Genomic DNA, 15,229 nt, shown 5'->3' with positions numbered 1-15,229 from the left:
AATAGATCACGCTATTATTTCCATCGCCACAAATATATAGTAAAATTCACCAATATCCAAAGATTTAAATTTCTCGACTTAATATCAATTACATAATTCTAAAAAACTTCAATTATTTATCTTACATTTATGGAATTTCTGTTCTCCCCGCATCTATGTAATAACATTTCCCCCGGGAATTGCGAATAAACATAGAAAGGAAAAGAATAATTAAACAGATAACGATATGATGAAAAGATTACTTATTATCACGGTATTAATATTCGGCGTACTTGCCGCTTTCGGACAAAAAAATGTTTCCGACAAAGAAAAAGAGGCAGCACCGAAAACAGCCTTAATCGAGGCGCAAAAGGATTATCAGAAAGCAGTAAAAGAAAAAAATTCTCCATTACTGATTCAATCATTAATCCGCCAGATCAAATACCAATCTTTGATTGACATGGACAGTATTCCTCCCATGTTACAAAACTTGGAAGAATACATAGAAACAGACCAGAATATTGTTGAAAAAAGTATTCTCCACTCGTTATTGGCAGAACTTTATCAAATGTACTTCAATACCCAGCAAGGCAAGATCAACCGTAGAACACCAATCACGGGTTACGTACCCCGTAATATGTCAGAATGGACAGGTAACATATATCGAGAAAAAATATTCCAACACGCACTGGATGCGGTAAAAGCCCAACCCCAACTCTCCGAGGTAAATTGCCTCTCGTACAAAGAAATTCTCGTACTTGGGAAAAACTCACCGGCACTTCGCCCAACGATGTACGATTTTCTCGTGTATCGCAGTATTGACATTCTAAACACTATTTCTCGTTACGATAAACAAGAAGCTATCACGAACAAGCAACTACTGTTCGCCCCGATGAAAGAATTTGTACAAATGCCCATCGAGGTAAAAAAGATGGATGCTTATTCAAACACGCTCAAACTTTATCAATCGTTATTACAATCCGAGATCGCGGCTCAACGCACGGATGCCATTCTTATTTCCGATCTGGACCGTTTGGAGTATGCGAACAATATCATCGGTTTAAGTCTGAACGATTCTTTATACATTCAGGCTTTAGAACAATTGTCACAACAATATAGCAAAAACCCTTACAAAGTTGAAATTCTTTACAAACTTGCCCAATATTATTACCAGGGAAATTATATTTCAAGTAACAGAGATCCTCAAAAAGCCTTGGATATATGTAATAGCGGGATACGCCAGTTCCCCAAGTATTTCCGGATAGACGTTTTAAAACAATTAGCCAAGGAAATCACCCAAACTACCGTATCTTATTCTATAAATCCCAACGTGTACCCGGGACACAAACAAGAGGTGAACCTTTCCTTCAAGAACTTATCAGAAATTTCAATCTCGCTGTACAAAATCACGGAACCCACTCTGGAATACCTGAATTTGAACAAAAGAGTTCCGAAACTGGAAAAAATATCGACTCACACGTATCGTCTTCCCAAGCGACTGGATTCTCAGGACACGATTCTACGACTTCCCGTACCTAACACGGGACGTTACCAGTTAACCGTGTCTTACGCAAATAATTCCAAAGCGGACTCATCCTATTTCAGTTCCAGTCGTCTATCTACCATTGCCCGCAAAACGGGAGAAACAACTTATAATGTCCTCGTTTGTGATCTCATTAGCGGGAAACCCATCGAAGGAGCAAAAGTAAAAATCTACAAGAGAAACGGACAAAAGTACAGTCTCGCAGGAGAATTTTCTTCCGACAAAAACGGGATTGCCACGTTGAATGAATCCAATCCTGACAATTATTATCAAGTTACCCTGGGAGAAGATAATCATGGTACAATAAACCGCCTTCCCTACCAATACATTGGTCGTACCGATGCCCAATTATCTTCGGTAAACCTTTTTACGGACAGGGCAATATATCGTCCCGGACAAATAGTATATTTCAGCGGCATCAGTTGGGAATCCACCCAAGATGCGTCCAAAGCGATTGTCGGAAAAAACTATACGGTAACTTTACAAGACGTGAATCAACAGGTTATCGCAAAACAAGAAGTCCGGACAAACAAGTTCGGATCCTTTGCCGGAAAGTTCTCCTTGCCCAAAGAAGTGTTGAATGGTATGTTTATCATCTCTACTGATGGAGGTAGACAAATGATCACCGTAGCAGAATACAAACGTCCAAAATTCGAGATCACGTTTAACCCACTGAAGGATGCCTATAAATTAGGGGACCGGCTTACCGTTTCCGGTATTGCCAAAACTTATTCCGGAGTCAACATCGAAAATAGCAAGGTTACCTACACCATCCAAACCCGTACTTTTGATTGGGGCCTCCAGGAAAATACGATTGCAGCAGGAAAAACACAAACGAATACAAAAGGAGAATTTGAGATCTCTTTCCAAACGAAAGAAGCTCCCAATACTCCTGCAATATACAGAGGATTCAATACTTATACCGTTTCCGTCACGGTTACAACGTCCAACGGGGAAACTCAGGAGGCGCAATACCCGATTATCATCACAAATCAACGTTATCAGTTAAACTCCCTCATAACCCCTGAAATCAATAAAGATCTTCCAAGTAAGATTCTGGTTACAACCCAAAATCAACTCGGTTATCCCTTGACAGAAAATATCACATACGAACTGTTCTCTCTTAAACCGTTACAGAAATTAGGAGAGCAATATGACGAAGGGAATCTACCCATTGACAAAAAAGTTCGAGAAGGAACGTTCACTACCGGAGAAGACAAAAAACTGGAAATGAACTTGTCATCCTTACCTTCCGGTGCATACCTGTTGAAATTTGCAGGGACAGGGAACGATCAAGATATTACTTACCAAAGAATCGTCTATCTTTATTCCACGCAAGACGAACGTCCTCCCTATCCGACTTACTATTGGTGCGTGCAAGAGAAAACGGAATGTACTCCCGGTGAAGATGCCAAAATTCTGGTGGGTTCGTCCGCTAGAGAGGTGTACGTGTTATATGAGGTATATTCCAATCAGAAATTCATGGAACGCAAACGCTTCATGCTGAATAATTCCAATACAACCTTGTCTATCCCTTACAAGGAAACTTACGGTCCAACAGCTGAAGTCTTTATCAGTTACATAAAGGATGACAAATTCTTCCTAGAAAACATTACTTTAACTCGTAAAGAAACAAGCAAACAACTGGATATTACCACGAAAACATTCCGAGATCACCTTACTCCCGGACAACAGGAAGAATGGTCATTCATTATCAAAACCGAACAAGGGAAAGCCGTTATTGCGGAAATGATGGCAGGAATGTACGATGTCTCGCTGGATAAAATTCGTTCACATCACTGGAACTTCAATCCTGTCTACTCCACTTATAGCATGCCCCCCAGATGGAGATATACCACCTATCCGCTAAACGGTTATTTAAGCGAACACATCAAATGGGCAAATGTCCCTAGATTTAAATATGATGTATTAAATCTATATGGCCTAAATCAGTTTGGATTCTCTAACGAGGCACAGATCATGGTAAGAGGATACGATGGAGTACCGGGAGCCTTAGCAGAAGAATCTACGACAGAAGACGTAGCGGTTGTTGCTTTCGGAAAAGTAGCAGGAGTTTCCAACTTAAGTAATTCCGACCCGAAACTCTACATCAGAGGAATATCTTCTTTTAAAGAATCCAGGGACGAGGCCTTTGTAACCGGCGAACTTGCCAGCCCGGAAATCAGGCAAAATTTCCAAGAAACAGCCTTTTTCTTCTCTCAACTCTTGACAGATTCAACCGGTAACGTGGTCATTAAATTTACAGTACCGGAATCAACCACCACGTGGAAATTCATGGCTCTGGCACACACACCGACCATGCAGTTCGGACAAATTGAAAAACTCGTCGTTACAAGTAAGAAATTCATGGTTAACACGAACTTACCACGATTCGTACGTACAGGGGATAAAGTCGTATTACAAGCCACAATTAATAATCTCTCGTTGGAAATACAGCAAGGAGAAGCCTACCTTGAGTTATTCGTTCCCTCAACCAATGCTGTGATCAGCAAACAGCAGGTAACGTTTAACGTGAAGGCACAGGAAAATCAAACCGTCAACTTTGAATTTACCGCCCCGGAGAACATAGATTTACTCGGCTGTCGCATTGTTGCCTCTTCTTCAGAATTCAGTGATGGAGAACAGCACGTACTGCCCGTGGTTCCTAACGCAACTTTAGTCACCCAGACACTACCCATATTCACGAGTCAACAAGGCCAACAAACATTCAAGCTGAATGCCCCGAAAGGTGTCACCCCGTATCGCCTGACCCTGGAACTCACGGCAAACCCGATATGGTATGCAGTGTTAGCTCTACCGACTATAAACACTCCACAAACAGATAACGTGACCGAAATCACGGCATCCTATTATGTCAGTACACTTGCCACGGCCATTGCCAACGCAAACCCGCAGATCACAAATACCATCCAGCAGTGGATGCAAAAACCAGATGCCACCCTAACCTCTCCGTTAGAAAAGAACCCGGAATTGAAATCTATCCTATTGCAACTTTCTCCCTGGGTAACCGATGCCCAGAATGAAACTCAACAGATGCATTCATTAGGAGAACTTCTGGATGTTAATCGCCAAAATTACATCTCACAACAAGCGATCAACAAACTTGCCGAACTGCAAAATGAAGATGGCGGATGGTCTTGGTTTAAAGGATTTAATTCCAGTACCTTCATGACAGAAAACGTGCTGGAAGCTATGGCAAGACTTGTCTCTTTAAACGTCACAAGTCACCCGGAACAGGTGAAAAAGATGCAAATCAAGGCATTACAATTCCTGGATAAACAAATACAGGAATCCTACAAACACGTGGAGACAGCCGGATATTCTCAAATCTTGTACTTGTACACACGTAGCGCATACAGAGATATTCCACTGACAGAGGCTCTGGAGGCACATAAATATTATCTCGGCCAACTGGAAACGTCATGGACAAAACTTTCTCTTTACGAAAAAGCCTTAACTGCCATCGCTATGCAACGTTACGGTAAAACGGATATTGCCAAACAAATTATCCGTTCTCTGAAAGAATATTCCACGACAACCCCCGAAATGGGAATGTATTGGGCAAACAACCGTTCTACCCTGTTCACGAATTCCACTATTCAAACCCACGTGACCATCATGAGCGCCTTCCGGGAGATCGAAGGAAATTCCATGGATACGGAGTTGATGAAACAATGGTTATTACGGCAGAAACAAACCCAAAGCTGGGGATCAACGCCAAGTACGGTAGACGCCATTTATGCCTTGTTACTCACGGGAAATAATCAATTGGCATCAGAAGAAGAACTGACTATCAAACTCGGAAACAAGAACCTGAATGTTTCCCCGGAAGAAAAAACACTCGGTTACATCAAACAAACTTTCACGAGTAAAGAAATTACCTCGAAGATGATGAACGTAACCCTTTCAAAGAAACAGCAACAAACAAGTTGGGGTGGTCTATATTTACAATACTTTGAAAAATTAGACAAGATTACCAGTCATTCAGGTGGTATCTCCGTGAAGAAAAATCTTTTCATTCAGAAAGAAAATGCCAATGGCAATACACTTACCCCACTGGTAGGACAGGAGTTACAAGTCGGAGACCGAATTTGTATCCGTATCACGGTAACCAATGATCAGGATATGCAATTCGTACATCTGAAAGATTTGAGAGCCGGATGTTTCGAACCCACAGAACAGCTATCTGGTAACCGCTGGCAAGACAATCTTGGATACTATCAAGAAACCACAGATGTCGCAACAAATTTATTCTTTGATTTCCTCCCCAAAGGCACGCACGTGTTCGAATACACGGTATGGATTGCCCAAAGTGGGACTTATCAAGATGGCATTACCACCTTACAATGTATTTATGCTCCACAATATTCAGCGAATAGTGACGCAGGAAGCGTTACCGTTCAGTAAACAAAAAGAAAAGTTGAGAATTTGATTCTCAACTTTTCTTTTTGTAGTCTCACATTTATTTCTCTTCCAAAATTAAGCGGAAACCTGATCCATGTACATTTTCTATTTTGATCGCTGGATCATCTTTAAAATATTTTCTCAACTTGGTCACGTAAACATCCATACTACGGGCCGTGAAATAATCGCTGGCTCCCCAGATCTCATTCAAGGCCTTATCACGTTGTAACAGACCATCCCGATGATAATATAATAATTCCAGCAAACGAGACTCTTTCGGGGTCAACTTAATAACTTCATCACCTTTTGTAATCGTACGCAACTCCGTGTTAAACAAGTAAGCTCCCAATTCTATCAATTTAGGTTTCACTTCCGTTTCTTCATGTTCGCAACGGCTGAGAATAGCTTTAATCTTAAAGATCAACAATTCGGAATCAAACGGCTTAACAATATAATCATCTGCCCCAATCTCGTAACCCAATTTCATGTCATCCTTCATACTTTTAGCGGTGATATACACGAAAGGTACTGTAACGTCCAGCTCCCGGATTTTCTTACCTAAAGTAAAACCATCCATCTCGGGCATCATCACATCCAATAGACACAAATCGAACTTTTCCTTACGAAATGCTTCAAAGCCATCGACTCCGTTCGTGCAGTGTATCACATCGTAATCGGATAACTCCAAATAAGATTTCAGAACCGACCCGAAACAAGGATCGTCTTCTACCAAGAGTATTTTATGTCCCATATCTATTTATTTATATATTTACTATTTCAACTCTCCATTTTAAAAATAATCTCTACTTGAGTCCCCTTATTCTTCTTCGAGGTTAACTGGATCTCTCCGCCATGCAATTCCACGATCGATTTTGCATAGCTCAACCCCAATCCGAACCCTTTCACGTTATGCACGTTCCCGCTAGGTACCCGATAGAAACGTTTGAACACCTTGTCCTGCGCCTCCTTCGGAATTCCGATTCCCGTGTCTCGAACTCCAATAATAAAACGGTTACCCTCCTGTTTCGTGTATATGTATATATTCAACGAATCATGGGAATATTTGATGGCATTATCAATCAAATTACAGACAACATTCAGCATATGTACCTCGTCCGCAGATATTACATAACCTTCCGGATCTAGTTCGGCTCGAATAACTCCTCCCTTCTCTTCGACTTGTAGTCTGAAATGTTCTACGGCCTCATCCACCAGCACGTTCAAGTTTACAGGAACTTTTTTCAAATGTACTTCTCTCCGGTCCAGCTTAGCCTGCAACAAGATTCTTTCCACGTATTTATTCATCCGCTCGTTCTCGTTACGGATCATTGAATTAAACTTCAATATCTGTGTTCGATCGTTCAACACCTTTTCTTTCTCAATAGCAGACGTGGCCAGTGAAATCGTTGCCAACGGGGTCTTGAACTCGTGTGTCATGTTATTGATAAAATCATTCTTGATCACAGACAATTTCTGCTGCCGCATGATAATCACGATCGTAATAATAAACACGCTCATCAAACCGATAATACAAAAACCCGAAGCGATAAACATCCATCCCATATTATTATAGAAAAGAGAATCCTTCGTGTCAAACATCACACACAGGTTAGCATCTTTCGTGGTCTGGTCATTAGGGAACAATTCCACGTAATAAAATCCTTTTGTTCCCTTTTCCTTGATATATTGTACGATTTGCTCCCGGGTCATAATCTTCCACGTGAACGGGTTATCAATTCCCGTATTGATCATTTCCTCTTTCAAGTAAGGATTTAAATCAACGTTCTCCAAACGTTTCTCCACCTGCGCCATCTGCGGATCTTTCTCCCTCAAATAACGAATCACAAACTCCCGTACCAGATCCATCATTCGCTGACGTTCCAACGAATCGGCTAATCTTTCGGCCTCCGATGTCGCAGAACGCATCACCTGATAAAGGATATTATTATCCCGGTCCGTTTCCAAGATATAGCCGGGGCCCATCCGTCCTCCCGGATTCATGAAAATCCTCAACATGCTAGAGATATTTCCCCCCTGCCCTTCTCCGACTTTACCTTTAGAGAAAGCAAGCGAAAAAAGAGAGATTTCGTTATTACCCGGATCTTCATCCGCCAATACAGAATCCTGAGCATGATTCATCGTAGAAATAACTTCCTCCACCTGCGTGTAGCGTTCTTTCAAATCATTAAAAAGACGAATATTATTAGTTTGCTCAACCAGATTAACAGCCTTCCCTAAAACATCGTACACCTTTGAGGTGAAACGAGCCTCACCTTCCCGCATACTATATTTCATCCAAATCCATTGCACGCTCACCACCGCGATAAAAGCGATAAGCATAATGATAGATAATATTCTGATTATTATTTTTTTAATCATAAGCTGCCATATACAATCAGCGAAAATAGCATTTTTTATTTCATCATGCAATGACTTGAAAAGAAAATATCATGAAAAAGAGGTACCCGGGTAAGGTACCTCTAAAAAACAACTAAGTAATAAAAACGGGAAAATTAAAACCACTATAATGGTTTTATGCTTTATTTTAGTTTGCTCTCTAACACTTTGTAAATGTTACTTTCTTTATTTTCAACCGTCATTTTGTTAAATAGTTTCTTTTGCAAATCCAAACTATCCACTAACTGGTCTTTAATCAAAAATAAAGAAATTTCTTTACGCGGGTTAGCAACAATCAAATCTCTTGTCCAATTGGCTTGTTTTTTCAGAAAACGTTGTTTTTGCAACTGGTGAATACCCAGCATAACTTCATCATCCTTGGTAAGTTTTTCTTTTTTACTGATCTTTTCTATACGCTTGTCAATCTTGGCAATATCTTCACCAAATCTTTCCTTGTACATCTTCTTGATTTCCTTGTACTCGTCCATCAAACCAGAACCATCAGCTTCGATTTGATCCGGGAATTTGATTTTACCTTTGATCCAGATCATATCTTTTGTATCCAGAATAGCCTCAACCGTGGCCTTTCCATCAATATCAACCCATACTCTTCCCGGGATTTTAAACTGATCTGTTCTTAAATCTATTTTACCATCTTTCACCTCTTGTTGAGCCAAAATCGTCAAACCCGGTTCGCCCGGCATCTCTGCCAGTAATTTTACAGTTCCGTTCAGTCCTTCTACTTCTCCCCGTACTTTTACAGTATCACTATCGCATGCACAGAACAAAAGTGTGGCAAGTGCTAAAAATAAACTAAATCTTTTCATAATAAATAAGTTTTGTCTCCCATTCATGTCTTATCATGAATGTAAATTTCATCTGTTATTTTATCAAGCTCTTATAATAAACCATACATCACAGCGAGCAATATTACCCCCTGTAAACATGGACAAATATACAAAAAAATTTATAACCCCACACTTCTTAAAAGTAATTTAGCAGAGCTTGATGGTTTCGGTGCATCAACATCGACAATTCGCCCCTCCGGATCAATCAGCATATAGCGGGGCATTACAGTAACCATATAGCGAGAATAGAATGCATACGTATTGTTTACGACATAATGTTCTCCGGGGAGATTCTTTACTTGTCCCAGCCATTGGGAAGGTCCCATGCAAAAAGTAGCAAAAAGAATATTCTTATCTTTATACTCTTCGACAAGTTTTTTCCACTCAGCCTGAACCTCTTTATCCATCTCTCCATAGCTAGAAGCCCAAACAGATATGTATAGGAATTTACCCCTCAAATCTTTTAAGTACAATGCCTTTCCGTTACTATCCTGTAAAGAAATATTCGGAGCGGTAGCCCCCGGAGACAACTTACGCCAGCGATCTACCAGTTGTTTTATCTTCACCATTTTACTGGTATCAGACACTTCATTCCAACATACTGCCAATAAATAATCGGCATCTTTCAACCCATTTTCCTGAAAATAATTATAAACAACCTCGGATAATAAATAATCCCGAACCTTTACACTATTAACATTTGAGCGGATATAATTAACCAAGCGACGCATACTGAAATTTTGTCCCTTGTAATAAATATAATTCAAAACAAAACGTTGGTAACAATCAAAAGCTAACATATCCTCGTTGTTAATGTCAAACTCGGACACGAAATTATCATACAACACTCCCGGTTTATACAATGTATCAAAAGCAACATGACTACGAGGATAATGTATTGCCTGCTCTGCAACACGATACCTGATCCGTTCACGTTCTTGCTTCGTGAATTCTTCTCCCAAGTTCTTTGCCTCTAACAAAACGGTACTGGTATTAATATTTTCCCGCATCCGATTCACAAAATCCTTCTCATTCAGTTTATATAAATTAGGATCGTAAATGAAATATCGATTTTGTTGTTCCTTCAAATAAGTATTAATTGCACTCAATGTACCTTTAAACTGCAAGGAATTGGACACATTCCTCACGTTATTCATACTGATTTCTAAATCTTCTCCAGGTGTTAAAAAAACTTGAATCGAATAAGGAATGAAACGAGCATAGGTACCCTTTTCCAGTTCTATTTTACCGGAAAAATAATGTTTCTCATCCAGGCGGAATTTATGAAGGCTATCGTTTACTTGAAAATAAACAACAGTATCACCTGTCTCTACCCGGCCCGATACTTGCACACTTTTATTACGAGTACAAGCAACGAAAAGAATAATAATTATTATACCTACAAAACTCCTCATGCGTCAACACATTAATTTTTAGAATACAAAGATATATATTCAGCAAAAAACTATGTGTTAAAAAAAAGGTAAATAAAAAAGGCAACCGCATGGTTGCCTTTTTGCATATCTTAACAGATAATTATTTTGTTATTGCAATGAAGTCGTTGTTTTCAAAGAATTTAGCAAATTCCATATCGGTTGCAGCCAATTGTTTGAATGAACCATCCAAAGAACATGCTTTTCTCAAGTTTTCGATTACTGCAGTTGCATCATTGGTTCTAGCACCAATAACAGCTTTCAAGTAATAAGACATCGGACATTCTTTGTTTTCAGCATTCAATTTCTTCAACGCCTCGTTATTATTTCCAGCAAGCACGTTAGCTAAAGCAGCATTCACGCAATTGCATTGACCGAAATAATTTACAGCAGCAGTATAGTCACCGCTCTTGATAGCCACGATACCTTTGTTATAGTTTACTTCGTCACCAGCACCGGTAGCAGCACCAAAATAAATTTCAGCTTGTTTCAAATCACCATTTTTCAAAGCTACAGCACCCAAGTTGTTTTGAACAACTGGATTGTTAGCTGACATGGAATTAGCTTTATTGAAATTAGATTGAGCAGCAGCGATATTACCCATTTCAAATTGAATCATACCTGCATCGTTGAAACCTCTCCAGTCATTCGGGAATTGTTTCATACAAGCCTCATAAATAGCTAATTTATCATTGTTATTATCGAACAAAGTAGCAGAATAAAGTAATTCTTCTACATTCAAGTCTGCCGGATTTGATTTAGCTAAAGCTTTCAATTCATCGTCTGACTTACCAATCAATTCGGTATTTACAACAAACAAAGATCTTCTTAATTTCGGAAGGATCTGATCAGCAACAACTGCGAAAGCAGATGCGATATTTCTGATTTCTCTCTCTCTTACTTCAGGATCAGAGTGCATTGACAATACGCGAAGGATCAATTCTTTATCCTGAATATTCGATTCTTCCATAGCTTTCTTGAATCCGTCCCAGTCTTCAGCTACAACGAAATTCTTGAAGAAATTCTCGTCTTTATACTGATCAACTTTACCTTTCTTCATTTGTTTTTTCAAGAAAGTAGAAGAACTCTTTTCACGTTGGTTAGCTAATTTCTCGTTGAAATCATAAGCACCATCAGGAGAAGCGTATGATCTAACATCAATTCCGTTCAAGTTCATATTTTCTTTCGCTGCAGCTTCTTTGATGTAAGCCTCTAACTTTTTCATTTCTTCAGAAGTCATTTCTTTAGAACGAATGTTTGCAGAGTTAATCAAATAATAGATAGCAGCCTCTTCCTGTTGCTTGATAATCCGTTGGAATTTATCCTCTCCGACTGAAGTTGCAGGAGCATTTACTACCAAGGTTTCAGTAGCAATCACACCATCGCCAATTTTTCTCGGATCGAATTTCACGGTTTTGGCACCTTTTGCCCCGGTAATATCGATTTCCAAATCAGAAAGTCTCATTGCATCCTCGTAAGGAATACGGCTCATGTAAGAAACGGTCTTACCAGCTTCGTAAGGAATCACTTCTGCATTACCCTGAACTTTCTCACCTTGGATAGCTTTCATTTCATAAGCTTTCTCTCCTCCTTTGAAACGCAATACAGGGGTAGCCTCAATAGCCACTTTTTTGTTAAAATATTTAGCCGGGAAAGTTACGTCTATCTTCAAATCAACCATTCCTCCTTTAGCCACTAATGTCTCCGGAGTAACAGAATACGTGATTTCTCCTGCACGTTTCTTCATTTTATTCAATGAAGAACAGGACACAGTTATTAACCCAGATAAGGCAACAACGGCAACAAAACCTAATGTTTTTTTCATACTCGTCTTAATTTTTATTGTAATACTCAAATTAGTTCACTTCCTTTTTCACAAAACAAATGTATAAATTTTTATTAATATATAAAAGGCTACACAAATTTTGTACCAAAAACTAATGAATTTTATCCAAAATCAGTTTCTCCGCTCTTTCCAGAGCTTTACTAACCCCCTCAGGATTTGATCCTCCGGCAGTTGCGAAAAATGGTTGTCCACCACCACCACCTTTAATTTCTTGAGCAGCATCCTTGACGATCTGCCCGGCATGCAATCCAAAGTCTTTCACCAGAGTATCGCTGAACATCACGGTCAAATGAGGCTTATTATTAAAGACACCACCAATCACCAGAATGAGGTTATTCAACTCCCCTTTTAGCTGGAAAGCAATATCTTTCACGTTTGCCGGGGGCATCATAACCGTCTTCACAATCATGTTAATATCACGGATTACACGCTTTTCGTTCTTCCACCCTTCTTTCATGATCCGTAAACTCTCCTGCGTGAATTTCTCTACATCTTTCTTTAACCCCTCGTTTTCGTTCAACAGTTCTCTAACATTCTCTAATACACCTCGGTTAGACTTAAACATACTATCAATTTCCTTCATCATCTTGAAATAATTCAAGATATATTCTTCCGCCTTCGCTGCCGTAATGGCTTCTATACGACGAACCCCGGCAGAAACGGAACTCTCTGAAATAATCTTGAAGAACCCGATTTGACCCGTGGCATGGGCATGCGTACCTCCACACAATTCCACAGATTCCCCAAATTTCACCACACGAACCAAATCCCCATACTTCTCCCCGAAGATGGCCATCGCACCCATTTTCTTGGCTTGTCCGATAGGTATAGCCCGACTTTCTTCCAACGGATAATTCTTACGAATTTCCTGGTTCACTATGGCTGCAACTTTCTCCAACTCTTCGTCAGTCACCTTCTGAAAATGGGAAAAGTCAAAACGCAAATACTCGTCACTCACGTATGATCCTTTCTGCTCCACGTGCGTTCCCAACACTTTCCGCAAAGCATAATGCAACAAGTGAGTTGACGTGTGATTATTCTCCGTGGCAACCCGTTTGTCCAAATCCACCTTTGCCGTGAACACCTGAGTCAAATCCTCCGGCAAACGGTCTGTTATATGAACCGTCAACCCATTTTCTTTATGAGTATCTAAAACATTAATCTTTTCCGTTTCTGAAATCAACCAGCCACGATCACCGACCTGTCCTCCGCTCTCTCCGTAGAATGGAGTTATATTAAACACCAGTTGATAAAGCGTTTTTCCTTTCGTACTCACCCGGCGATAACGGGTAATCTGCACTTCTGTTTCCGTGTAATCATACCCCACAAACTCCTGGGTATCATCGGCAATCAATTCCACCCAATCATCCGTGTTCACGGCAGCAGCCGAACGGGAACGTTCTTTCTGAGCTTCCATCTCGGCCTTGAACTCCCGACGATTTACCACCAATCCGTTTTCTTTCAAAATTAACTCGGTCAAATCCAACGGGAAACCATAAGTATCATACAACTCAAAAGCCACATTCCCCGGTACAGTCAAGAAATCTTCCGCCTTGGTTTTCTCAATAATCTTATCCAATAACTTTATACCTTTATCTAATGTACGCAAGAAAGCATTTTCCTCTTCTTGTATTACCCGCTCAATCAATACCCGCTGGGAAGAGAGTTCCGGATAGTGTTGCCCCATAACCTCAATCAACACCGGCACCAACTTATACATGAATGCATCCTTCTGATCCAAGAATGTATAAGCATAACGAACAGCCCGACGTAAGATTCTCCTGATCACGTAACCAGCTTTCACGTTCGAAGGTAACTGCCCGTCTGTAATTGAAAATGCGATCGTACGCAAGTGATCTGCAATCACCCGCATTGCGACATCCGCAGCCGCATCCTTCCCGTATTCTTTTCCACTTAATCGGGCAATCTCCCCGATGATCGGAGTAAATACATCCGTGTCATAATTGGACGTCTTTCCCTGTACGGCCATACACAAACGCTCGAATCCCATCCCAGTGTCCACGTGATGACTGGGTAAATTCTCCAAACTACCATCAGCCTTACGGTTATACTGCATAAACACCAGATTCCAGATCTCGATCACTAACGGGTTATCCTTATTCACTAATTCACGCCCCGGTTTCAATGCCCGTTCGGCCTCCGGGCGCAAGTCTATGTGAATCTCCGAACAAGGTCCGCAAGGTCCCATATCCCCCATTTCCCAGAAATTATCTTTTTTATTCCCGTACAGAATCCGATCTTCAGGCAAGTACAATTTCCAATACTCCAACGCCTCTTTATCTTCTTCCAAACGATCATCCTTACTTCCCTCAAAAACGGTTGCATACAATCGATTTTTATCCAACCCCATCTCTCCCGTAAGGAACTCCCAAGCGTAAGCAATCGCCTCTTTCTTGAAATAATCACCGAATGACCAGTTACCCAACATCTCGAACATCGTGTGATGATAGGTATCATGTCCCACCTCCTCCAAATCATTGTGCTTTCCGGAAACACGCAAACACTTCTGGGAATCCGCCACCCGAGTTGCTTTCGGACGCACATTTCCTAGAATTATATCTTTAAATTGATTCATTCCGGCATTCGTGAACATCAAGGTCGGGTCCCCTTTGATCACCATCGGTGCCGATGGTACTATTGTATGTGATTTCTTCTCAAAAAAATCTAAAAATCTCTGTCTGATTTCTGCTGATTTCATACCTTCTAAATTTAAAAATGACATACGCAGATTCTGTCT

7 protein-coding genes are annotated in these 15,229 nt (G+C 40.4%); 1 reads left to right on the top strand and 6 read right to left on the bottom strand.

The features are described from left to right. Window positions 1–226: 226 nt before the first annotated feature. Entirely contained in the window at window positions 227–5,950 is a 5,724-nt protein-coding gene (locus F1644_RS15430; protein WP_168044580.1) for an alpha-2-macroglobulin family protein, read from the top strand. Window positions 5,951–6,005: 55 nt separating this feature from the next. On the opposite strand, the gene F1644_RS15425 is transcribed toward F1644_RS15430, so the two are convergent. The 6 genes from F1644_RS15425 to alaS form a co-directional block, all read right to left on the bottom strand. Further along, a complete protein-coding gene (locus F1644_RS15425) occupies window positions 6,006–6,698 on the bottom strand; it encodes a response regulator transcription factor (protein ID WP_087419711.1) in 693 nt (230 codons plus the stop codon). Between the two features lie 26 nt (window positions 6,699–6,724). Continuing rightward, the gene (locus F1644_RS15420) at window positions 6,725–8,326 is read right to left on the bottom strand and encodes a sensor histidine kinase (RefSeq protein ID WP_229782492.1); all 1,602 of its coding nucleotides are present in this window, start codon (window positions 8,324–8,326) and stop codon (window positions 6,725–6,727) included. A gap of 161 nt (window positions 8,327–8,487) precedes the next feature. After that, complete coding sequence (locus F1644_RS15415) at window positions 8,488–9,171, bottom strand: hypothetical protein (RefSeq protein ID WP_118305377.1); 684 nt, start codon at window positions 9,169–9,171, stop codon at window positions 8,488–8,490. Window positions 9,172–9,311: 140 nt separating this feature from the next. Then, window positions 9,312–10,607 (bottom strand): TlpA family protein disulfide reductase, encoded by a 1,296-nt coding sequence (locus F1644_RS15410; protein ID WP_118305345.1) that lies wholly within the window; start codon window positions 10,605–10,607, stop codon window positions 9,312–9,314. A 121-nt stretch (window positions 10,608–10,728) separates the two neighbouring features. Next, window positions 10,729–12,450 (bottom strand): tetratricopeptide repeat protein, encoded by a 1,722-nt coding sequence (locus tag F1644_RS15405; RefSeq protein ID WP_118305346.1) that lies wholly within the window; start codon window positions 12,448–12,450, stop codon window positions 10,729–10,731. A gap of 112 nt (window positions 12,451–12,562) precedes the next feature. Next, a complete protein-coding gene (gene alaS, locus F1644_RS15400; RefSeq protein ID WP_087419797.1) occupies window positions 12,563–15,190 on the bottom strand; it encodes an alanine--tRNA ligase in 2,628 nt (875 codons plus the stop codon). Window positions 15,191–15,229 lie beyond the last annotated feature (39 nt).

The sequence above is a fragment of the Butyricimonas paravirosa genome (assembly GCF_032878955.1).
Classification (GTDB): Bacteria; Bacteroidota; Bacteroidia; order Bacteroidales; family Marinifilaceae; genus Butyricimonas; species Butyricimonas paravirosa.
Note: the sequence above shows the minus strand (reverse complement) of the source record. Positions and strands in the feature narration are given on the sequence as shown.

What these genes read in the sequence shown, in the direction of transcription:
- F1644_RS15430 (WP_168044580.1), top strand. Translation starts at nt 227, where the DNA reads ATGATGAAAAGATTACTTATTATCACGGTATTAATATTCGGCGTACTT.
- F1644_RS15425 (WP_087419711.1), bottom strand. Translation starts at nt 6,698, where the DNA reads ATGGGACATAAAATACTCTTGGTAGAAGACGATCCTTGTTTCGGGTCG.
- F1644_RS15420 (WP_229782492.1), bottom strand. Translation starts at nt 8,326, where the DNA reads ATGATTAAAAAAATAATAATCAGAATATTATCTATCATTATGCTTATC.
- F1644_RS15415 (WP_118305377.1), bottom strand. Translation starts at nt 9,171, where the DNA reads ATGAAAAGATTTAGTTTATTTTTAGCACTTGCCACACTTTTGTTCTGT.
- F1644_RS15410 (WP_118305345.1), bottom strand. Translation starts at nt 10,607, where the DNA reads ATGAGGAGTTTTGTAGGTATAATAATTATTATTCTTTTCGTTGCTTGT.
- F1644_RS15405 (WP_118305346.1), bottom strand. Translation starts at nt 12,450, where the DNA reads ATGAAAAAAACATTAGGTTTTGTTGCCGTTGTTGCCTTATCTGGGTTA.
- alaS (WP_087419797.1), bottom strand. Translation starts at nt 15,190, where the DNA reads ATGAAATCAGCAGAAATCAGACAGAGATTTTTAGATTTTTTTGAGAAG.